This is a genomic window from Flexivirga lutea (assembly GCF_054778955.1).
The window spans coordinates 157,620-176,781 of sequence record NZ_BAAGZB010000004.1; the positions used below are offsets into that span (position 1 = coordinate 157,620).

Annotated in this window: 22 protein-coding genes, 1 tRNA gene and 1 riboswitch; of the genes, 1 reads left to right on the forward strand and 22 read right to left on the reverse strand. The window is 69.9% G+C overall.

The genetic code is table 11. The annotated features are described in order from the left end of the window. Positions 1–24: 24 nt before the first annotated feature. From gcvP to ACYVBN_RS15575, 12 genes are all read right to left on the reverse strand, one after another. Entirely contained in the window at positions 25–2,892 is a 2,868-nt protein-coding gene (gene gcvP, locus ACYVBN_RS15520) for an aminomethyl-transferring glycine dehydrogenase (protein WP_460601311.1), read from the reverse strand. 79 nt (positions 2,893–2,971) lie between these two features. Then, a riboswitch (glycine riboswitch) is annotated at positions 2,972–3,064 on the reverse strand. A 126-nt stretch (positions 3,065–3,190) separates the two neighbouring features. Beyond that, entirely contained in the window at positions 3,191–3,730 is a 540-nt protein-coding gene (locus ACYVBN_RS15525) for a MerR family transcriptional regulator (RefSeq protein WP_440281447.1), read from the reverse strand. A gap of 222 nt (positions 3,731–3,952) precedes the next feature. After that, positions 3,953–4,441: a bifunctional nuclease family protein gene (locus ACYVBN_RS15530; RefSeq protein WP_460601312.1), complete on the reverse strand. Its 489-nt coding sequence runs from the start codon at positions 4,439–4,441 to the stop codon at positions 3,953–3,955. A 10-nt stretch (positions 4,442–4,451) separates the two neighbouring features. Next, positions 4,452–5,135 carry a transcriptional regulator FtsR gene (gene ftsR, locus ACYVBN_RS15535; RefSeq protein WP_440281437.1) on the reverse strand — a complete coding sequence of 228 codons (684 nt, stop codon included), beginning with the start codon at positions 5,133–5,135 and terminating at the stop codon, positions 4,452–4,454. Then, the gene (locus ACYVBN_RS15540) at positions 5,132–5,632 is read right to left on the reverse strand and encodes an FHA domain-containing protein (protein ID WP_440281438.1); all 501 of its coding nucleotides are present in this window, start codon (positions 5,630–5,632) and stop codon (positions 5,132–5,134) included. Before ACYVBN_RS15540 ends, ftsR begins: the two co-directional genes overlap by 4 nt. Positions 5,633–5,681: 49 nt before the next feature. Further along, positions 5,682–6,071 (reverse strand): glycine cleavage system protein H, encoded by a 390-nt coding sequence (gene gcvH, locus ACYVBN_RS15545; protein ID WP_460601313.1) that lies wholly within the window; start codon positions 6,069–6,071, stop codon positions 5,682–5,684. 89 nt (positions 6,072–6,160) lie between these two features. Continuing rightward, positions 6,161–6,904 (reverse strand): DUF881 domain-containing protein, encoded by a 744-nt coding sequence (locus ACYVBN_RS15550; protein WP_460601314.1) that lies wholly within the window; start codon positions 6,902–6,904, stop codon positions 6,161–6,163. Further along, positions 6,897–7,229, reverse strand: a complete 333-nt coding sequence (locus ACYVBN_RS15555) for a small basic family protein (RefSeq protein ID WP_440281441.1) — start codon at positions 7,227–7,229, stop codon at positions 6,897–6,899. Before ACYVBN_RS15555 ends, ACYVBN_RS15550 begins: the two co-directional genes overlap by 8 nt. Continuing rightward, positions 7,226–8,167: a DUF881 domain-containing protein gene (locus ACYVBN_RS15560; protein WP_460601315.1), complete on the reverse strand. Its 942-nt coding sequence runs from the start codon at positions 8,165–8,167 to the stop codon at positions 7,226–7,228. The genes ACYVBN_RS15555 and ACYVBN_RS15560 overlap by 4 nt, the downstream gene beginning before the upstream one ends. Beyond that, positions 8,164–8,760, reverse strand: a complete 597-nt coding sequence (locus ACYVBN_RS15565; RefSeq protein ID WP_460601316.1) for a CDP-alcohol phosphatidyltransferase family protein — start codon at positions 8,758–8,760, stop codon at positions 8,164–8,166. The genes ACYVBN_RS15560 and ACYVBN_RS15565 overlap by 4 nt, the downstream gene beginning before the upstream one ends. A 60-nt stretch (positions 8,761–8,820) precedes the next feature. Further along, positions 8,821–9,636, reverse strand: coding sequence for a formate dehydrogenase accessory sulfurtransferase FdhD (gene fdhD, locus ACYVBN_RS15570; protein WP_460601317.1), 816 nt, complete (start codon positions 9,634–9,636; stop codon positions 8,821–8,823). A gap of 12 nt (positions 9,637–9,648) precedes the next feature. Continuing rightward, entirely contained in the window at positions 9,649–10,473 is an 825-nt protein-coding gene (locus ACYVBN_RS15575) for a class II glutamine amidotransferase (protein WP_460601318.1), read from the reverse strand. Between the two features lie 190 nt (positions 10,474–10,663). On the opposite strand from ACYVBN_RS15575, the gene ACYVBN_RS15580 reads away from it, so the two are divergent. After that, positions 10,664–11,167, forward strand: a complete 504-nt coding sequence (locus ACYVBN_RS15580) for an HNH endonuclease (protein WP_440281233.1) — start codon at positions 10,664–10,666, stop codon at positions 11,165–11,167. Here the strand turns inward: ACYVBN_RS15580 and ACYVBN_RS15585 are convergent. The 10 genes from ACYVBN_RS15585 to ACYVBN_RS15630 form a co-directional block, all read right to left on the reverse strand. Then, positions 11,077–11,952, reverse strand: coding sequence for a M56 family metallopeptidase (locus ACYVBN_RS15585; protein WP_460601319.1), 876 nt, complete (start codon positions 11,950–11,952; stop codon positions 11,077–11,079). The genes ACYVBN_RS15580 and ACYVBN_RS15585 overlap by 91 nt on opposite strands. Continuing rightward, a complete protein-coding gene (locus ACYVBN_RS15590) occupies positions 11,949–12,302 on the reverse strand; it encodes a BlaI/MecI/CopY family transcriptional regulator (RefSeq protein WP_440281231.1) in 354 nt (117 codons plus the stop codon). The genes ACYVBN_RS15585 and ACYVBN_RS15590 overlap by 4 nt, the downstream gene beginning before the upstream one ends. 98 nt (positions 12,303–12,400) lie before the next feature. Continuing rightward, positions 12,401–12,474 (reverse strand) — tRNA-Pro (locus ACYVBN_RS15595). Between the two features lie 77 nt (positions 12,475–12,551). After that, positions 12,552–14,012 carry a ribosome biogenesis GTPase Der gene (gene der / locus ACYVBN_RS15600; RefSeq protein ID WP_440281230.1) on the reverse strand — a complete coding sequence of 487 codons (1,461 nt, stop codon included), beginning with the start codon at positions 14,010–14,012 and terminating at the stop codon, positions 12,552–12,554. Positions 14,013–14,045: 33 nt separating this feature from the next. Further along, positions 14,046–14,714 (reverse strand): lysophospholipid acyltransferase family protein, encoded by a 669-nt coding sequence (locus ACYVBN_RS15605; RefSeq protein ID WP_460601320.1) that lies wholly within the window; start codon positions 14,712–14,714, stop codon positions 14,046–14,048. Beyond that, positions 14,680–15,381: a (d)CMP kinase gene (gene cmk, locus ACYVBN_RS15610; RefSeq protein WP_440281228.1), complete on the reverse strand. Its 702-nt coding sequence runs from the start codon at positions 15,379–15,381 to the stop codon at positions 14,680–14,682. The genes ACYVBN_RS15605 and cmk overlap by 35 nt, the downstream gene beginning before the upstream one ends. A gap of 61 nt (positions 15,382–15,442) precedes the next feature. Continuing rightward, positions 15,443–16,630 (reverse strand): prephenate dehydrogenase, encoded by a 1,188-nt coding sequence (locus tag ACYVBN_RS15615; protein ID WP_460601321.1) that lies wholly within the window; start codon positions 16,628–16,630, stop codon positions 15,443–15,445. Further along, a complete protein-coding gene (locus ACYVBN_RS15620; RefSeq protein WP_440281227.1) occupies positions 16,627–17,577 on the reverse strand; it encodes a pseudouridine synthase in 951 nt (316 codons plus the stop codon). Before ACYVBN_RS15620 ends, ACYVBN_RS15615 begins: the two co-directional genes overlap by 4 nt. Then, positions 17,574–18,218, reverse strand: a complete 645-nt coding sequence (scpB, locus tag ACYVBN_RS15625; RefSeq protein WP_460601322.1) for an SMC-Scp complex subunit ScpB — start codon at positions 18,216–18,218, stop codon at positions 17,574–17,576. The genes ACYVBN_RS15620 and scpB overlap by 4 nt, the downstream gene beginning before the upstream one ends. Further along, entirely contained in the window at positions 18,211–19,161 is a 951-nt protein-coding gene (locus tag ACYVBN_RS15630) for a segregation and condensation protein A (protein WP_460601323.1), read from the reverse strand. Before ACYVBN_RS15630 ends, scpB begins: the two co-directional genes overlap by 8 nt. Between the last annotated feature and the right edge of the window lies 1 nt (position 19,162).

A 19,162-nucleotide genomic window follows, 5' to 3' on the forward strand; every position in this document is an offset into this window, starting at 1 on the left:
CTCCGACGACGGACCAGGAACTCCTCAGTCCTCGAACGCCTCCGGCGCCGGGCACGAGCAGATCAGGTTGCGGTCACCGTAGGCACCGTCGATGCGACGTACGGGTGCCCAGTACTTCCGCAGCGGGTCCACTCCGTGGGGGTATGCCGCCTCGCGGCGCGAGTAGGGGTGCGTCCAATCGTCCGCAGCCAGTGACAGCGCGGTGTGCGGGGCGTGCCGCAGCACCGACTCCTCGGCCGTGACGTTGCCGTCCATGACCTGCTGGATCTCGGCGCGGATGGCGATCATCGCGTCGCAGAAACGGTCCAGCTCCTCCAGCGACTCGCTCTCGGTCGGCTCGACCATCAGTGTGCCGGCCACCGGGAAGGACATCGTCGGCGCGTGGAAGCCGTAGTCGATCAGACGCTTGGCGACGTCGTCGACGGTCACGCCCGACTCCTTGGTCAGGCCGCGCAGGTCCAGGATGCACTCGTGCGCGACCAGTCCGCCCTCGCCGGCATACAGCACCGGGTAGTGCGCGCCGAGCCGCTTGGCGACGTAATTGGCCGACAGGATGGCCGCCTGGGTCGCCTTGGCCAGGCCCGCACCGCCCATCAGACGCACATAGGCCCAGGAGATCGGCAGGATCGACGCCGAGCCGTATGGCGCGGCCGACACCGGCCCGGTTTCCCCGGTGAGTTCCTCCGCGAACGGGTGCGAGGGCAGGTAGGGCGTCAGGTGCTCGCGGACACCGATCGGGCCGACGCCCGGACCGCCGCCACCGTGCGGGATGCAGAAGGTCTTGTGCAGGTTGAGGTGCGACACGTCGCCGCCGAACTTGCCCGGCCGGGCCAGCCCGATCAGCGCGTTGAGGTTGGCGCCGTCGACGTAGACCTGGCCGCCTGCCTCGTGCACCAGCGAGCACAGCTCGGAGATGGTGTCCTCGAAGACGCCGTGGGTCGACGGGTAGGTGACCATGATGGCCGCCAGGTCCTCGCCGTGCTCCTTCAGCTTGCCCTTCAGGTCGTCCATGTCGATCTCGCCGGTCGGGGCGGTCTTGACGACGACGACCTTCATCCCCGCCATCACCGCGGACGCGGCATTGGTGCCGTGCGCCGATGCCGGGATGAGGCACACGTTGCGCGCCGACTCACCGCGCGACTCGTGGTAGCCGCGGATCGCCAGCAACCCGGCGAGCTCGCCCTGCGAACCGGCGTTCGGCTGCAGCGACACCGAGTCGTAACCGGTGATCTCGCACAGCCACTGCTCGAGGTCGGTGATCAGCTCGCGGATGCCCTCGGTCTGAGCGGACGGCGCGAACGGGTGCAGGTTCGCGAACTCCGGCCAGGTGATCGACTCCATCTCGGTGGTGGCGTTGAGCTTCATGGTGCACGATCCGAGCGGGATCATGCCGCGGTCCAGGGCGTAGTCCCGGTCGGCCAACGCGCGCAGGTAGCGCAGCATCGCGGTCTCGCTGTGGTGGGCGCTGAACACCGGGTGGGTCAGGATCTCGTCGGTGCGCACCAGGCTCTGGTCCCAGCTCAGCCCGCCGTCCGACGGCACCGGGGCGTTGACGCCGAATGCCGCGGCCACGGCCGCCAGCTGCTCGTCGGTCGTCGTCTCGTCGACGCTGACCGACACGTGGTCGCTGTCGACGCGCCAGACGTTGATGCCGCGCTGCAGCGCGGCCTCGACCACCGAGTCGGCGCGGCCGGGGACGACGGCGGTGACCGTGTCGAAGAAGCTGTCACTGATCAGCTCGACACCGCCGCCGCGCAGTGCTTCGGCGAGGCCGACGGCCTTGCCGTGCACCGCGCGGGCGATGTCGCGCAGGCCGTCCGGGCCATGCCACACGGCATACATCGAGGCCATCACGGCCAGCAGGACCTGTGCGGTGCAGATGTTGGAGGTGGCCTTCTCGCGGCGGATGTGCTGCTCGCGGGTCTGCAGTGCCAGGCGGTATGCCGGAGCGCCGTCCGCGTCGACGCTCACGCCCACCAGCCTGCCCGGCATGGTGCGCTCCAGGCCCGTGCGGACACTCATGTAACCGGCGTGCGGGCCGCCGAAGCCCATCGGGACACCGAACCGCTGACTGGTGCCCACCGCGACGTCCGCGCCGAGCTCGGCCGGCGAGGTGAGCAGGGTCAGCGCGAGCAGGTCCGCCGCGACCGTCACCAGTGCCTTGACCTCGTGCGCCGCCTCGGCCAGCGCCCGCCAGTCATGGATGACGCCGTCCGCACCGGGGTACTGGACCACGACGCCGAAGACGTCGCGCTCCCCCGCCGCGGCACGCAGCCCCTCGGTGTCGTTGACCGAACGCAGGTCGGCCACCACGACGCCTATGTCGAGCGCCGTCGCGCGCGTCTGCACCACCGCGATCGACTGGGGCATCAGCTGTGCGTCCAGCAGCAGGACAGCATCCTTGGCCGCTTTGGACCCGCGCCGCATCAGCGTCATCGCCTCGGCCACCGCCGTGGCCTCGTCCAGTAGCGACGAACCGGCGGTCGGCAGACCCGTCAGGTCGGAGATGACCGTCTGGAAGTTGAGCAGCGCCTCCAATCGGCCCTGGGAGATCTCCGGCTGGTACGGCGTGTAGGCGGTGTACCAGGCGGGGTTCTCCAGGATGTTGCGGCGCACGACTGCAGGAGTGTGCGTGCCGTAGTAGCCCAGGCCGATCATCGGGGCGAGCACCTGATTGCGGTCCGCCTTGGCGCGCAACTCCTCGAGCACTGCCGGCTCGGACGGGGCGGCGTCAACCGCGAGGGCCTCCGAGGCGCGGATGCCACCGGGCACCGCCGTGGCGAGCAGATCCTCCATCGTGGAGTAACCGAGCAGACCGAGCATCGACGACATGTCGTCGTCGGTCGGTCCGATGTGGCGGGACGGGAAGTCGGGCAGCTCGACAGCACTCATGAGGCGGCACCTTCGGTCGGGGTAGTGCGATGACGTTAGTGTCCTCAACTGTCGTCACCGACGGTGCCTTCAGCGATGCCTCGGCCGGGCGGTCCTGGCGCCTGAGAGGTTCTGAGGTGGTTGCCCCTTCGGCGTCCGACCCGGTATGGCGGAACTCTCCCGCCCGGTGTCGTCAGCAAACCCCAATTTATCAGAGCGCACATCCGGGCCGGTCCCGTCGGTCGCCCTGGACGACCACCATGGCACGAGAAGACCCGCAGCATCTCGCTGCGGGTCTTCGGAGGCAGTGGCTGCCGGGTCAGCCGGCGGCGTTGCGGCGGCTGCGTCGCTCGTGCAACTCGTCGCCGGGATGCGGCGCCGGCGCCTCGTCCTCGGGGCGCTCGCCGGGCAGCTCCGAGAGCGAACCTTCGACCTCGCGCCACACCGAGCCGAGCGCGATGCCGAAGACACCCTGTCCGCCGCGGAGCAGGTCGATGACCTGGTCGTCGGACGTGCACTCGTAGACACTCGCGCCGTCCGACATCAGGGTGATGCCGGCCAGCTCGGACACGCCGTGCTCGCGCAGGACGGTCACCGCGACACGGATCTGCTGCAGCGAGACGCCGGTGTCCAGCAGCCGTTTGATGACCTTGATGACCAGGATGTCGCGGAAGCTGTAGAGGCGCTGATGGCCCGACCCGGTCGGATTGCGCACCGACGGCTCCAGCAGCCCGGTGCGTGCCCAGTAGTCCAGCTGCCGATAGGTGACGCCGGCCGCGCGGCACACCGCCGGACCGCGGTAACCGACCTGGTCGGTCATCTCCTCGGGCAGGTCGTGCGTGAACAGCGCTTCCTGCATCGGAGCGGGCGCGCTCGACACCGCGCTACGTGCTTCACCCTTGCTGACCACGACATCCTCCAACGATTTCCAGCATGCGCCGCGAGGCTCGTGCTGGGTTGCTCGAACTCGCGCGTGATGCTCCGCCAACGTATGGCCCGGCATGCGTGGACGCAACGACCGCGGCGCGTGTCGCGATCGCGTTTCTGTCCCTCACCTTCAAGTGAAGGTTGCGAGTCGGGGTCATGATTCCTCCGAACCCTCGTCGCCGACCTCGAAGTCCTCGGCGGACACGTTGTCCAGGAACTCGCGGAAGCGCTCGACCTCGTCTTCCTCCTCGACCGGGACGTCGACGCCGGCCTCGGCCAGCACGTCCTCGTCGACGAAGACCGGCACCTGGGCGCGCAACGCCACAGCAACCGCATCGGACGACCGCGCGCTGATCCGCTGGTCGCCGTCGATCACCAGCTCGGCGTAGAAGATGCCGTCCTCCATCCGGGTGATCATCACGCTGGACAACTCGTGACCCAGCCCGGTCAGCACGTCCAGCAGCAGGTCGTGCGTCAACGGCCGTGGCGGGGTGACACCCTGTTGCGCGTAGGCGATCGCCGTCGCTTCCGGGGCACCGATCCAGATCGGCACGTATCGCTCGCCGTCCCGTTCGCGCAGCAACAGGATCGGCTTGTTGGTCGGCATCTCGACCCGCACACCCATCACATCGACCTGTTTCACAGCGACAACGCTACTCCCGTGCGAGGTCGGCGCGCACCAGCGCGAGGTGCAGCTCGAGACACTGGCGGACGAGTCCTTCGGCATCGACCTCGTGGGATGCGCCGGTCAGTCCCTGGACCAGTGCGACCTCCCGCTCGGCGGCCAGCCGGAAGGGGCGCAGGTGGCGCGCCTCGATGCCGTAGGACAACAGCGACGCGGCCGCGTGGGCGACCTGCAGATCCAGCCCGGTGTAGAGGCTGTCCGCATCCGAATGCACCAGGCCGAAGGACTCCAGGTCCGCCAGCGCACGCGAGTCCAGGCCGGTCGCGCGCTGCAACTCGGCACGGGTCAGCCGGACCGTCTGCTCCCCCGCGGCCGTGTCGCCGTGCACCGCGGCCAGTGCCGGGTCCGTTTCCGCGGACGGCGGCTGCGGCCCGTCGCTGTGCTCGCTGGGCCGCAGCCCGCGGTCGTAGGCGTCCAGCGCCTCGGCGATGACCTTCAACGGCCAGTACTTGTCGCGCTGACAGCGCAGCACGAACCTCAGCCGGTCCACGTCGCGCTCGGCATACCGGCGGTAACCGGACGCGGCACGCTCGGGTGACACGAGGCCCTGCGCATCGAGGAACCGCACCTTCGAGAGGGTGAGGTCGGGGAATTCTTCCTGCAACCGGGTCAGCACCGCGCCGATCGACAGGCCGGGCGACCGTTCGGTCACGACGTCGGTGCGCCGTAGAAGACGAGACGATATTTGCCGATCATGACCTCGTCGCCGGTCGTCAGATCGTGCGAGTCGACGATCTGGGAGTTGACGTAGGTGCCGTTGAGCGAGCCGATGTCGGTGACGGCGTAGCCGTTGTCGGTGCGGCGGAAGACCGCGTGCCGACGGGAGACCGTCACGTCGTCCAGGAAGATGTCGCTGCTCGGGTGTCGGCCGACACTCACCTCGTTGTCGTCCAGCAGGAACCGGGCGCCGGAGTTGGGGCCGCGCAGCGCGAGCAGCAGTGCGGTGCCCGGCCGGAGCGCGTCGATCGTCGCCTGGTCGGAGGAGGACAACCGGACCTCGGTGCTGCTGGGTCGCTCCGCGACGGTGTCCTCCGCCGGGGCGGCGGAGAATCGCGCGGTGGCGTCGCCCGCAGCCTCGCGGGGCGGCTGCGCCGGGGCCTCACGCCGCCCGGCATCGCCCTGCGCGAAGTCGCTGTCGTCGTTGGTCATCGAATCAACCTCGGGATCGGCGGAAGGGTGGAAGTGTCGATCGTACGCCTCAGTCGAGCGACGCTTTGTACGCTTCCACGTCCTGCAGGCCGCCGACCGCGGCGGCGTCCGCCAGCTTCAGCTCGTACATCCAGCCCTCCCCATAGGGGTCGGTGTTGACCAGCTCGGGCGTGGCGTCGAGCTGCTCGTTGATCGCGGTCACCTCGCCGGCCAGCGGCGAGTAGAGGTCGCTGACCGACTTGGTCGACTCGACCTCGCCGCAGGCGTCGCCGGCTGCCACGGTGTCGCCCACCGTGGGCAGGCTGACGTAGACCACGTCACCGAGCGCGTCCTGGGCGAACGCCGAGATGCCGATCCGCACCACGCCCTCGCCCTGCTCCTTCACCCACTCGTGGTCGGCGGTGTAACGCAGGTCGGCGGGGTATTCGAGGTCGCTCATGAGTCTCCTTGAACGCGAATCGGATCGGGAACCGGAGCAGCTCCGGTTCGGCATGGTGCTCGGCTCGAGCCGGGTGAGTAGCTGCCCGGTCACGACGTACTGGGCTGAGCGTAACGAGGCGTGCTCGCGGGCCGCAACGCAGTCACCTCAACCCGTGTCGCGGACTTCACCGTCGGGGTCGCTCCCAGCTGTTTGAGCGCGTCGACCACGCCGCCGGGAATCGCCATCGCCGTCGACATCGTGTGCGGATCGCCGATCGCGGTGATCACGTATGGCGGGTCGACCGGGGTGCCGTCGGCGACCAGCCGGCCGTCGGCGGCGGTGGCGAAGTAGCTGTCGGCGACGATGCGTACCGGTCCGAGCTGGATCGCCTCCGCTCCGGCGTCGCGCAGTTCTTCCACCGCGTTGAGGATGTCGCTGGGTCGCACGACCTTCTTGGGGTCGGCGATGGTGATCCGGATGCCGGGACCGGTCGCCGGCAGCGTGCCGGCCAGGATGCCGAGGGTCTTGAGCCGGTCGGTCGCGGCCTGCAGCGCCGCTTCGTCGCCGCCCGAGCTCTCCAGCTGGGACTTGGTCCGGGTCAGCCGGTCTGCCTCCTTGCTCAGCTTCAGCGACTGCTGGTTGACGCCGTCGAGGAGGGCCACGAGGTCCTCCTGACGCAGGTTCTCCAAACCGGAGGTGCGCGTCTCGTGGACCTGCGCCACCATGGCGAACCCGAGCAGTGCCGCCAGGACGGTGATGTAGCCGTTGGCACGGGTCAGCCGCGGCCGGGCCGCGCGCCACAGGCGCGACCAGCCGGTGCGAACGTTCTCGTTCTCGGGAAATTCAGGCATGGAACAGGTGGCGGCGGATGGCCGCGACGTTGCTGAAGATGCGGACACCGAGGACCACCACCACACCGGTGGACAGCTGCGAACCCACGCCGAGTTGATCGCCCAGATAGACGATCAGCGCCGCGACCACCACGTTGGACAGGAACGAGACGACGAACACCTTGTCGTCGAAGATCCCGTCCAGCACCGAGCGGACGGCGCCGAACACGGCGTCGAGCGCGGCGATCACCGCGATGGGCAGATAGGGCTGCAGGGACAGCGGGACGTCGGGGTGCAGGACGATGCCGACGACGAGACCGACGACCAGCCCGATGGCCGGGATCATGATCCTCCTTCGCGCGACGTGGGCGTCGCGGTGGTGGGTGCGTGTGCGTGGCTCAGCGACGCCACGGCCGCCGCCGGAACGGACACGGAGTCCTTCGTGCTGAGATTCTCCCGGATGCCGTAGGTGCCGACGAGTTCGCGCAGGTAGGCGCCACCGGAGTTGCTGCGGAAGTTGTCGGCGACCTTCGGGCCGCCGATCACCGTGACGTCATAGGGCGGTTGCAGCGCACGGAAGTTGACCAGGATCGCCTCGCCGGCGAAGCGGATGGCCGTCTGACTGGTCAGCCGCTGGCCGTTGATCGAGATGGCTTCGGCGCCCGCGGTCCACAGTCCGTTGACGATGATCTGCAGGTCCGTCGAGGTGATGCGTCCGGTGTCGGAGCTGTCGGTGCGCGGATTGCCCTGCGCGTCGGTGCCGGCGTCCGGTGCGTCGTTGAGGGTGAGCACGAGCCCGGGTCCGTGGGCGGCCGACGTGCCGGTCGTCAGTTCGAGCGCCTTGAGCCGGTCCGCCAGGGAGGTGTCGTGCTGCCGTTGCAGTGCGGTGGCCTGCAGTTCGTTGATCTGCTGTTGGGTGGTGTTGATCGTGCGACTGTCCGCGTCGATCGTGTCCTGCCGCTCCTTGATGCTGCTGATCAGCTCGGACCGGCGCTTCTCCGACGCGGCCTGCGGCACGCGCAGCGCATGGGCCGCAACGGCCAGGCACAGGCCGATGACCACCAGCGTGACGATCAGCAACGGCGACCGCAATCCCGTCGAGGCCGGCTTGCCCTCCGCCCGACGCTTGCGCGCCGCGGCCTCGTAGCCGGGGTCCAGTGGCGCCCGCATCAGGTCGTTGATCAGCGACATGGACCGCGCCGGGTCGCCCCGGCCGGTCGGCTTCTGCCCCGTGCCGCCCGGGTCGCCCTCGGCGTTGCCCGGGTGCTCTCGCTCGGCCGTCATGGAGCGACCGAAGCCCGCTGCACCATGCCACGGACCTGCCCGACATACATCACGCCGGCCAGCCAGTAGAGCACCGTGCCCCACCACACGAACGACCAGCCGATCGGCCGGGCGACGTCACCCCAGGCGTTGTCGAGGCTGCCGAGCAGCACCAGCGGGAAGCCGTAGATGAGGCAGAAGGTGGCCGCCTTGCCGATGAAGTGCACCGGCGGGATGGGCAGCCGGTGCCGGCGCAGGGTCGGGCCCAGCCCGAAGACCATCAGCTCACGCAGCAGCAGGACCGCCACGAGCCACCACGGGATGATGTCCTTCCAGGCGAGCGCGATGATCGTGGACAGGATGTAGAGGCGGTCCGCGGCCGGGTCGAGCAATTGGCCCAGCCGCGTGACGAGGCCGTACCTGCGGGCGATCTTGCCGTCCAGGTAGTCGGTCACTCCGGACACCACCAGCACCCAGAGCGCCCACAGACGATGGTCGGCGAACATCAGCCACAGGAAGACCGGCACACCGATGAGTCGCCCGATGGACAGCAGGTTGGGCACCGTCCAGATCTGCCGATGCAGCGGCAACGCGTCAGTCGTCGGGTCAGTCACGGGACAAGGCTAAGTGGTGCGGCGGCGTTCGCCGGGACGCCTCCCCGAGGGTCGGGCAGGTCACGGCGGGATAATGCGCTCCGAGTGGCTGCACACGGTCATTCGGCGCCCCCGCGTGTAGGCCACCAGGGTCACCCCGAGCCGTTCGGCGGCCTCGATGGCCAGGCTGGACGGCGCCGACACGCACGCCAGCACCGGTATGCCGGCCGTCGCAACCTTCTGCACGATCTCGAACGACGCCCGCGACGACACCATCGCGATGGTCTCGGTGGTCGCCCGCTCCTGCAGCAGCGCCCAGCCGGTGATCTTGTCCACCGCGTTGTGCCGCCCGATGTCCTCGCGAATGACCAGTGCGTCGCCCTGCAGCTCGAACAGGCCGGCGGCGTGCACCCCGCCGGTCTTGTCGAACACGGTTTGTCCGGCACGCAGCAGGTCCGGCAGCGCGGCGATGCGTTCGGCGGGCACGCGCAGGGAGGAGACGGCGGCTGCCGCGTCATACGCCGGTGACGCCGTGACGGCGTCGATGCTGGTCTTTCCGCACAGACCGCATCCGCCGTGTGAGATCAGGCTGCGTTGAGCGGTGGCCGGCACGCCTGCACGGTCCCGCAGCTGCAACTGCAGGACGTTCATCAGCTCCGTGTCGGCGCAGTAGCGAGCGATGAGCACGTCCTCGCGGCGCCGGATGATGCCCTCGGCCTGCAGCAGGCCGTGGGCCAACTCCACGTCGTGTCCCGGTGTGCGCATGGTGACCGTCAGCACCTCGTCGTCGACCCGGATCTCCAGTGGTTCCTCGACCGCCGCGACCTCCGCCCGGGTCGTCACGCCGCGATCGAGGTCGATGCGCACGACTTTGTGTCTGCTGGTGATTCTGCCCATTGCGGTGGCCGGTCAGGCGCTGCGCCGCAACGGTGCGGTGATGCGCTCGGTGATGTGACTGACGCGCGCGACTCCCCCGCGGTCGTTCAGCGTGACCACCGACGCGGCGTCGACACGCGTCGCACCGACCTCCTCGCGCAGAATGCCGCTGGAGGCGACCACGCTCAGCCCGTCGCGTTGCAGCAGGCTCAGGTCCAGGTACGGCGGGTGGGTGGTGTCGTCGTCCGGCCACACCTGCACATCGCCGGGCTCGGCCTCCGGGTCGTGCAGGCTGATCAGGTGCAGTTCGCGAGGCGTCAACAGCACGGCGTTGAGGCTGCTGGCCGACATGCCGTGCCAGCGCATCCGGGACAGCACGCGTCCCGCGGCGCGGGCCACGGCCGCGCCACCCTGCTTGTGACCGATGTTGTCCCGCAGCCGGGCGAAGTAGCGCTCGCTGTCGGTGCTGCCCTGCGGCTCGGCCGCCCCCGTCGGCAGCAGCAGATCGATCCGCTCCTGCGGGAAGATCGCGCCGTTGTGCGCGAATGCCGTCCGGCCGGCGACGAACGGGTGGGTGTCGGTCACCTCCAGGCCGAGACCAGGAGTCGCCAAGCGCAGGTGCAGGAGGCCGCGGCGGGTCGGAGTCTCGTGGACGAAGCGACGGAAGTCGCCGTCGTCACCGGCGGCCAGCGTCGAGCGATGGGCGTGCAACCGGTCGTCACCCTCGGCATACCAGGCCATCCCGCAACCGTGCGCGTGCACCGCCGCCAGCTCGCGCAACCGGTCCAGGGCGGGTGCGCCGAGCACCTCCGCGACCGTCACCGGGTGGTCGGACGACCAACCGAGCAACCGACACATGTGACCTCCGTCCCGCCGCGAAGAGCGCGGCTATCAGCCTGCTTCCATCATGCGCTCGGCGCGCTGCACGCCGACCGCCGGGTACGGCGCGCAGCCCGGCTATGCACCACAAAGTCCGGGAATTCACCGATAATGAGGTGCAATCGCGCGTCGCGACGGTGACCATTCCAGGTGATGGAAGGAGGTCCCCATGTCGGTCCTGGTGCTCAACGCGGGCTACGAGCCGCTGCACACGGTGTCGGTGAAGCACGCCATGAACATGCTCTGGCGTGGGGTCGCCACCGTCGAGGAGTCACATCCGGAGCAGACCTTCGGTCCGTTCCCGATGCCGACGGTGCTGCGGTTGGTGCGCTACGTGAAGATGACCTGGGCCTACGCCAAACGCGGCGGCCTGAAGCTGACCGAGGCGAGCGTGAAGATCACCTGGGAGCAGTTCTCCCGCGGTGTGCCGACCTACAGCCAGGCGGGTGTGCTGAAGCGTGACCACGGCCAGTGCGCCTACTGCGGACAGCCGCTCGCGACGACGATGGACCACGTGCTGCCGAAGTCGCGCGGCGGCGCCACCACCTGGGATAACGCGGTCGCCGCCTGCGAGCCGTGCAATCAGCGCAAGGCCGACCGGACACCGGACGAGGCGGGCATGCGGTTGCTCTGGGAGCCGTTCGTGCCCACCCGCGAGGACCTCACCTGGTAGCGACGCAACCGCAGTGCGCGCAGCGCAGCGGACGGAACGCCCTGCACCTCGGCCAGCGTGTCGAGGGCGGCGGCGGTTGCGTCCACGCCGCACGACCGGGCGGCATGGTCGTCCGCGGACATCTCGATCAGCAGGTGGACCGCGCGCTCGAACGCGCGCGCCCCACGCAGCGACGGGAAGCAGGCGAGGTTCACGGCCGCGATCCGCAGCACCAGATGGTGGCGCCGCAGCAGGTGGCAACGCTCGTGCGCGAGCACGGTGCGCAACTGCGCCACGCTGAGGGCCTCCCGCAGCCCGCGGGTCACCAGGATCCGGCAGCCGCCGAAGCGTTCGGCCAGCGCCAGCGGGACCGGACTGTCGACGTAGACCACCTCGATGCCGCCGACCTGCTCGCGGTCGTATGACGCCGTGCCCGCCACCAGGTTCAGCCGGCGGCGGGTGGCGCGGTCCGCGTCGGCCAGCGGCGCCGACCGCGTCCAGATCATGGCGAGCAGCCCGCCGATGACGGCAAGGCCGCCCCACGCCGCGAGTGTCAGCGCGGTCTGCTCGACCCAGGCCGACGGGTCCGGTGGCCGGGTGCCATTGCGGACCGTGGCGAACAGGGCACCGACCGCGGCAGCGACGAAAAGCATTGCTCCGGTGAGGATCAGCGCGATCCAGCAGCGGATCGCCCGGTCCGGGTGGCGCACGGCCCAGCGCTCGTTGCGCAGCGCGAGCGGTGCCATCAGCACCACCACGACGGCCAGCGAAGCCAGGCCGACGACCGCGCCGAGGGCACCGATCACGACTCCCCCAGCACCCGTCGCAGGACGTCCAGGTCGGCGCTGTCCAACTCCCCCGCGAAGTGAGTGAGGGCGGCAGTCCGGTCGCCGACGTGCTCCAGTGTCTCGGTCATCGAGCGGGCGGCCGCCTGCGCGTCGGTCGGTGTGCGTCGGAACAGTGCTCCACCGGAAGCCGGCGTGCGCTGCACCAGCCCCTTGGTCTCCAGCCGGCTCAGCACGGTCAGCAAGGTGGTGCGGGCCGGCCTGTCGTCGGTGAACGCTTCCCACAGGCGCCGGCTGGTCACCGGTTCGTCATACGTGCGGAGCAGGCGGAGCACCTCGTCCTCCAGTCCGCCGTGGCTGCGTCGGGTCACCACACGTCCTCCCGGCTTCGGGTCGCCTGCACCTCGACGACATACGCACGACGTACGAAAACACCGAAGCCGCCGACGAGTCGGCGGCTTCCATGATGTCGGGCTGACAGGATTTGAACCTGCGGCCCCTTGACCCCCAGTCAAGTGCGCTACCAAACTGCGCCACAGCCCGTTGCCCCTCGCGGGGCGTCCGAAACGATATCGCACGGCGGGCCGTGGCACCCAATCGGCTCCCGCTGTCGGAACCGGCTAACGGCGCCGCTTCTCCCGCACCCGCACCGACAGCTCGATCGGTGTGCCCTCGAAGCCGAACTGCTCGCGCAGCCGGCGCTCGAGGAACCGGCGGTAGCCGGCCTCGATGAACCCCGAGGCGAACACCACGAACCGCGGCGGGCGGGTGGACGCCTGGGTCGCGAAGAGAATGCGCGGCTGCTTGCCGCCGCGTACCGGGTGCGGGTGTGCGGCGACGACCTCGCCCAGGAAGGAGTTGAGTCGTCCGGTGGGCACCCGCTGGTCCCACGAGTCGAGTGCGACCTCCAGGCCCGGCACGAGCCGGTCCACGTGCCGACCGGTCAGTGCCGAGATGTTGGCGCGCGGCGCCCAGGCGACCTGACCCAGGTCGCGCTCGATCTCACGTTCCAGGTAGTGCCGGCGCTCCTCGTCCAGCAGGTCCCACTTGTTGAACGCCAGCACCAGCGCGCGGCCGGCGTCGATGACCTGTTGCACGACACGGACGTCCTGCTCGGCGATGTTGTCCTCGGCATCGATGAGCACCACGGCGACCTCGGCCTTCTCGATCGCCGCCTGGGTGCGCAGCGAGGCGTAGAAGTCGGCGCCCCTGCTCATGTGGACGCGCCGGCGGATGCCGGCGGTGTCGACGAATCGCCAGGTGCGGCCGCCGAGTTCGATGAGTTCGTCGACCGGGTCACGGGTCGTGCCGGCGACGTTGTCGACCACCACCCGGTCCTCACCGGCGAGCTTGTTCAGCAGCGACGACTTGCCCACGTTGGGCCGCCCGACGAGCGCGACACGGCGGGGGCCGCCTCGCTCGTATGCCGCCACGGCGGACTTCTCCGGCAACACCTCCAGCAGCGCGTCCAGCGCGTCGCCGGTGCCGCGACCGTGCAGTGCCGAGATCGGCCAGGGCTGACCGAGGCCCAGCGACCAGAGGGTCGCCGCGTCCAGTTCGGTCTTCTGGTCGTCGACCTTGTTGGCCACCAGCACCACGGGCTTCTTCGAGCGACGCAGCAGCTTCACGACCGCTTCGTCGGTGTCGGTGGCACCCACCTTGGCGTCCACGACGAACAGCACGGCGTCGGCGAGATCGATGGCCACCTCGGCCTGCTCGGCCACTCGCAGGTGTATGCCGCTGGCGTCGACCTCCCAGCCGCCGGTGTCCACGAGCGTGAAGTCGCGCCCGGACCACTCGGCGTCGTAGGCGACACGGTCACGGGTCACGCCCGGAACGTCCTCGACCACGGCCTCCCGGCGCCCGAGCACCCGGTTGACCAGGGTCGACTTACCGACGTTCGGACGGCCGATGATGGCGACCACCGGCCGCGCGACGCCCTCCGGCTCGTCACCGCTGCGAGGACCGTCGGCCTCGAGCAGGGCCCGGTCCGCGTCGCTGAGCTCGAAGTCGTCCAGACCGACGCGGAGCGCGTGCTCGACCGATTCGTCGGTCCGGTCGTCGGGGAAGGAATCAGACATTCCCCCATCATCCCTGACGCGGACTGGAAACCGTCATTCGGGCATCGTGGCGGTGAGCGCCAACCCGGTCTCCCGGGTGGCCGCGTCGACGTGCGACGCCAGTCGGCTGCGCAACTCCTCGGTCGCCAGGCGCAGTCGTTCGCGGCCCGGCACCCCGCGGTGCTTGGTCAGCGCGAACGGCTCGCCCACGACGACCCGCAGCGGCGCCCGGAGCCTGGGCCACGAATCCCGGCCACCGCGCCCCTTGGTGCCCAGCACCGCCACCGGGACGACACGCGCACCGGTCGCCTGCGCCAGGAACGCTGCGCCCTGCTGCGCCGTGTGTACCGCACCCGAGCCACGCGTGCCTTCCGGAAAGATCCCCAGACCACCGCCGGAGGTCAGCACCTCCCGCGCGGCGCCGAGCGCAGCACGGTCGGCGTTGTTCTGGTCGATCGGGATCTGCCCGGTCGCCCGCAGGAAGACGCCCCACGCCGATCCGAAGTAGCTGCGCTTGACCAGGAACCGCAGCGGGCGCGGAGCGAAGACGAACACCAGCGGGCCGTCGAGGAATCCGACGTGGTTGGACACCACGATCACCGGACCCTCCGTGGGCATGCGCTCGCTGTGCAGCGTCTGCACGTCATACAGTGCGTGGGCGAGGCCGACGCCGAGTCGGCGGCAGGCGTCAGCCAGCCGAGGTCGATAGGTCGGGGTCGGCATCGAGCACCTCCTTCACCACCTGGAGTACGGCGGCCACGGACTGCCGGAAGTCGATGTGCGAGGTGTCGATGGTGACGACACCGTCGGCGGCCGTGGTGAACTGCGAGACCGTGGAGTCCACGCGGTCCCGGTCCACGATCTGGGACCGGGTCGACTCGGCAGCCACCTTCAACTGCTTGGAACGACGCGCCATCCGAGCCTCCTCGCTGGCGGTCATCAGGATGCGGACCGCTGCGTCGGGCGCCACCACCGTGGTGATGTCGCGTCCCTCGGCCACGCAACCGCCCGTCTCCGCCGCGCCGGCCGCGATCAGATCACGTTGGCGTTGTGTGAGATCGGCGCGTACGGCCAGGTTGGTGGCGACTTTGGAGACCACCGAGGTGACCGCGTCCTGGCGGATCTCGGCGTCGATCAACCGCTCCCCCACACCGACCGACGGCGCGGCCGGGTCCATCCCCATCCGCAGGTCGAAGGTGCGGCAGTGTTCGGCGACAGCGTCGGCGTCGTCGAGATCTATTCGCGCGTGGACACACGACCACGTCAGCGCCCGGTACATCGCACCGGTGTCCAGGAAGCTCACGCCGAGTCGTGTGGCGACGGCCTTGGACACACTCGACTTGCCGGTCCCCGAGGGGCCGTCGATCGCCACGATCAGCGGCTTGGTCATGCCGGCCCCCTCCGCTGTCGGTCTCGGGACCCGTCCTGAGCTCCCTGCTCGGTCACCACGTTCACTCATGAACACTCCATCCCTTGTCCTCCAACACATCTCGCAGCCGGTCGACAACGGCCGGCAGCACGGAGAGCTCGACCAGGCCGACCGGTGCGCCGACCCCGTGCTCCATCCGCAAATCCTCCAGGTTGACACCGGCCGCGCCGACGTCGTGGAACAGCCTGGCGAAGGCACCCGGCTCGTCCGGGATCGGCACGATCACCGTGGCGTATGTCGCCGGGGCGGCACCGTGCTTGCCCGGGATCCGGGCGTGTCCGAGCCGGCCGTCCTCGATCAGCCGGGCGACCGCGCCGCGACTGCCCTCCGCGTCGGTGGCGTCCGAAGCCAGCCGGCCCAGCGAGCGGGCGACGGTGTCCAACTGCTCGGCCACCCGTTGCAGCACCGGCGCGACGGCCGCCGCGTTACCGGCCAGGATCTGGGTCCAGAGCATCGGATCACTGGCCGCGATGCGAGTGACATCGCGAATACCGCCACCGGACAAGGCGATCGCGGCCTCCGGCAGGTCTCGCAACTGGGCGGCGACGATCGACGCCGCCACCTGCGGGACATGAGAGACGACCGCCACGGCGGCATCGTGCTCAGCGGCCGGCATCGTCTCCACCGCTGCACCCGTCGCACGCGCCAGGTGCCGCACCAGCTCGACCGCGTGCGGGTCGGTCTCGTCCTGGGGGCACACCACCCAGGTCCGCCCCTCGAAGAGGTCGGCCTGCGCCGCGACCGCACCCGAACGCTCCCGTCCGGCCATCGGGTGACTGCCGACATACCTGCGCAACTGGGCGGGGTCGACCTGCGCACGCACCGCGTCCGCCACCTGCTGCTTGACGGAGGCGACGTCGGCGACCACCGCGTCGGGCCAACGCCGCAACTGGTGTGCCACCACTGACGCGGCGACGTCCGGCGGTGCGGCCACGAAGATCACGTCCGCGGCGACCTCGTCGTCGATGCGGCCCGCGCCGAGGTCCGCCGCCAACGCCTGCGCCGTCGGTGACGGATCGGTCAGCAGCACGCGAAAGCCGTTGCGGGACAAGGCAAGACCGATCGAGGTGCCGATCAGGCCAGTACCGACGATCCGGACCGTGGACTCTCGGTCTCGATACGCGCCTCGTACCTCACCGCTACTCGACCGGCGAGTGTCTCGATACGCGGCTCGTACCTCGCTCTTGTGCTCACCTCGATCGGCGCTCACAGGCCGGCCGCCTTGTAGAGTCCGGCGACCTCCTGCCGGGTGAGCGGCCGCATCTTGCCGGGGCGCAACTCACCCAGGTGCACCGGGCCGACGTCGGTGCGCGACAACGACTCGACCGGGTGACCGACCGCTTCCAGCATCCGCCGCACGATGTGCTTGCGTCCCTCGTGCAGGATGACCTCGACCAGCGCCCAGCCCGGGGTGGAGTCGACCACCTTGAACGAGTCGACCGCGACCTTGCCGTCCTCCAGTTCGACGCCGTCGCGCAACTGCTTGCCCAGCGTGCGCGGCACCGGACCGGGGATCATCGCGACATACGTCTTGGGCACGCCGTAGGACGGGTGCTGCAGGCGATTGGCGAGTTCGCCGTCGTTGGTCAGCAGCAGCAGGCCCTCGGTGTCCACGTCGAGCCGGCCGACGTGGAAGAGGCGTTCCTTGCGCTGCTCGACGTATTCGCCCACCGACGGCCGGCCCATCTCGTCGTGCATGGTCGACACCACCCCGAGCGGTTTGTTGAACGCCAGGTAAACCCGCGACTCGTCCAGCTGGATGCGTTCGCCGTCGACGTGCACGACCTGGGCCAACGGGTCGATGCGGACACCGAGCTCCTGCACCGTCTGCCCGTCGACCGAGACCCGGCCCTGCCGGATCAGGTCCTCGCACACCCGCCGGCTGCCGACGCCCGCGGCGGCCAGCAGCTTCTGCAGCCGCACACCGTCCGGATCGTGCACGTCCACGTAGGGCGCCTTGGGTGCCGGCGGCTGCTGCGGGCGCCGCTGCTGACCGCCGGCGCGGGTGCGTGCCGGTCGTCCCGCGCCGCCGCTCCTGCCGCCGGTGCGTCCGGCGCCGCCGGCGCGCCCGCCCTGCCCGCTCTGTCCCCGGTGCCCGCGACCCCGTGAGCCGCCCGGCTGTCCGCCCGACTGGTTGTTCCGCTTGTTGCCTGTCATCCGTGCCCCTGCGCAATGAGTTCGTCCACCACATCTGCATCCGGCAGGTATGGCGCCAGTGCCGGCAGTTCGTCGAGCGAGCTGAGCCCGAGCCGCTGCAGGAAATAGGGGGTGGTGCCGTAGAGCATCGCACCCTGTTCGCCTTCGGAACCGATCTCCACGATCAGCCCACGGGTCAGCAGCGTGCGGACCACCCCGTCGACGTTGACCCCGCGGACCGCGCTGATCCGGGATCGGGAGATCGGCTGCCGGTAGGCGATGACCGCGAGCGTCTCCAGGGACGCCTGGGTGAGTTTGGCCTGCTGGCCGTCCAGCAGGAACTTCTCGACCGCCGGCGCGTAGTCCGGGCGGCTGTAGACGCGCCAGCCCTCGTTGATGCACCGCAATGTGAAACCTCGCTGATGCGAAGTGTATTCGCGTTCGAGATCCTCGATGATCTCCACGACCTCGGGCTCGGGCAGCTCCAGCGCGGTGGCGAGTTCGTGCGCCGTGACCGGTTGGTCGACGACCATCAGCACCGCCTCGATGGCACTGCGCGCACCGCCGGGCATCGCGTGGACATCGAACGCCGGCGCCTCCTCGGCGATCTCGACCGCGTTCTCGTCCGCCGGCTCGGCGGGCTCCGGCTGCTCGTCAGTCATCGGCATCCTCCTCGTGCTTCGCGTCCGGCGCGGTCGCCTGGTCGTTGTCGAGCTCGTCGAACTCGGCACTCACCCGGACCGTGCCGCGGTCGTCACCGGTCCAGTGCACGACCAGTTCGCCGAGCGCCTCGGGCTGGTCCAGGGTCACCGCGGCTTCCTTGTAGAGCTCCAGCAGCGCCAGGAAACGGGCCACGATCACCAGCGTCGACTCCGCATCGGCGACCAGGGACCGGAAACTGGCCTGTCGGCGGTCTCGCAGCTCGGCGATGACGATCGCGGCCTGCTCACGCACACTCACCGCCGGCGCGTGCAGGTGCGTCAGTCCGACGGTCGGCTCCGGCCGCGGCGTCATCGCGTGCGCCGCGATCCGGGCCAGCTGGTCGGGGGTGATGTTGAGGATCAGCTCGGGCAGCAGTGTGGCGAAGCGCTCCTCCAGCCCGGCCTGACGGGCCGTCATACGGCCGGCCGACGCCATCCGGTCGGCGAACTCGGCGGACACCTCCTTGAACGCGCGGTACTGCAGCAACCGGGCGAACAACAGGTCACGCGCCTCGATCAGCGCCAGGTCGTCGTCATCGTCGGCGCGCAGGTCCGGCAACAGCCGGGATGCCTTGATGTCCAACAGGGTCGCGGCGATCAGGACGAACTCCGACGCCTGTCCCAGGTCCCAGTCCGCTTGCTGCGCCTGCGCCTGGCGGATGTGTGCGACGAATTCGTCGGTGACCTTGGCCAGCGCGATCTCGGTGACGTCGAGCTTGTGCTTGGAGATCAGGCCGAGCAGCAGTTCGAACGGCCCGGAGAAGACGTCCAGGTGCACCTCGAACGGGGCCGACGCGGCGCGTCGGGTGAGTACGCCGCCGGGGACGGCCCCCTCAGAGGGGGCTTCCGGGTGGGAGTCAGTGGCCGGCTCCGCCTCAGGCGGCGCCGGTGGGGTGAGGCTCATG

Coding starts and splice junctions, on each gene's coding strand:
- ACYVBN_RS15575 (WP_460601318.1), bottom strand. CDS start 10,473: ATGTGTCGGTTGCTCGGTTGGTCGTCCGACCACCCGGTGACGGTCGCG.
- ACYVBN_RS15550 (WP_460601314.1), bottom strand. CDS start 6,904: ATGCCTGAATTTCCCGAGAACGAGAACGTTCGCACCGGCTGGTCGCGC.
- scpB (WP_460601322.1), bottom strand. CDS start 18,218: ATGACTGACGAGCAGCCGGAGCCCGCCGAGCCGGCGGACGAGAACGCG.
- gcvH (WP_460601313.1), bottom strand. CDS start 6,071: ATGAGCGACCTCGAATACCCCGCCGACCTGCGTTACACCGCCGACCAC.
- fdhD (WP_460601317.1), bottom strand. CDS start 9,636: ATGGGCAGAATCACCAGCAGACACAAAGTCGTGCGCATCGACCTCGAT.
- ACYVBN_RS15525 (WP_440281447.1), bottom strand. CDS start 3,730: ATGCAGGAAGCGCTGTTCACGCACGACCTGCCCGAGGAGATGACCGAC.
- ACYVBN_RS15540 (WP_440281438.1), bottom strand. CDS start 5,632: ATGACCAACGACGACAGCGACTTCGCGCAGGGCGATGCCGGGCGGCGT.
- ACYVBN_RS15620 (WP_440281227.1), bottom strand. CDS start 17,577: ATGACAGGCAACAAGCGGAACAACCAGTCGGGCGGACAGCCGGGCGGC.
- ACYVBN_RS15630 (WP_460601323.1), bottom strand. CDS start 19,161: ATGAGCCTCACCCCACCGGCGCCGCCTGAGGCGGAGCCGGCCACTGAC.
- ACYVBN_RS15580 (WP_440281233.1), top strand. CDS start 10,664: ATGTCGGTCCTGGTGCTCAACGCGGGCTACGAGCCGCTGCACACGGTG.
- ACYVBN_RS15605 (WP_460601320.1), bottom strand. CDS start 14,714: ATGCCGACCCCGACCTATCGACCTCGGCTGGCTGACGCCTGCCGCCGA.
- cmk (WP_440281228.1), bottom strand. CDS start 15,381: ATGACCAAGCCGCTGATCGTGGCGATCGACGGCCCCTCGGGGACCGGC.
- ACYVBN_RS15555 (WP_440281441.1), bottom strand. CDS start 7,229: ATGATCCCGGCCATCGGGCTGGTCGTCGGTCTCGTCGTCGGCATCGTC.
- ACYVBN_RS15560 (WP_460601315.1), bottom strand. CDS start 8,167: ATGACGGCCGAGCGAGAGCACCCGGGCAACGCCGAGGGCGACCCGGGC.
- der (WP_440281230.1), bottom strand. CDS start 14,012: ATGTCTGATTCCTTCCCCGACGACCGGACCGACGAATCGGTCGAGCAC.
- gcvP (WP_460601311.1), bottom strand. CDS start 2,892: ATGAGTGCTGTCGAGCTGCCCGACTTCCCGTCCCGCCACATCGGACCG.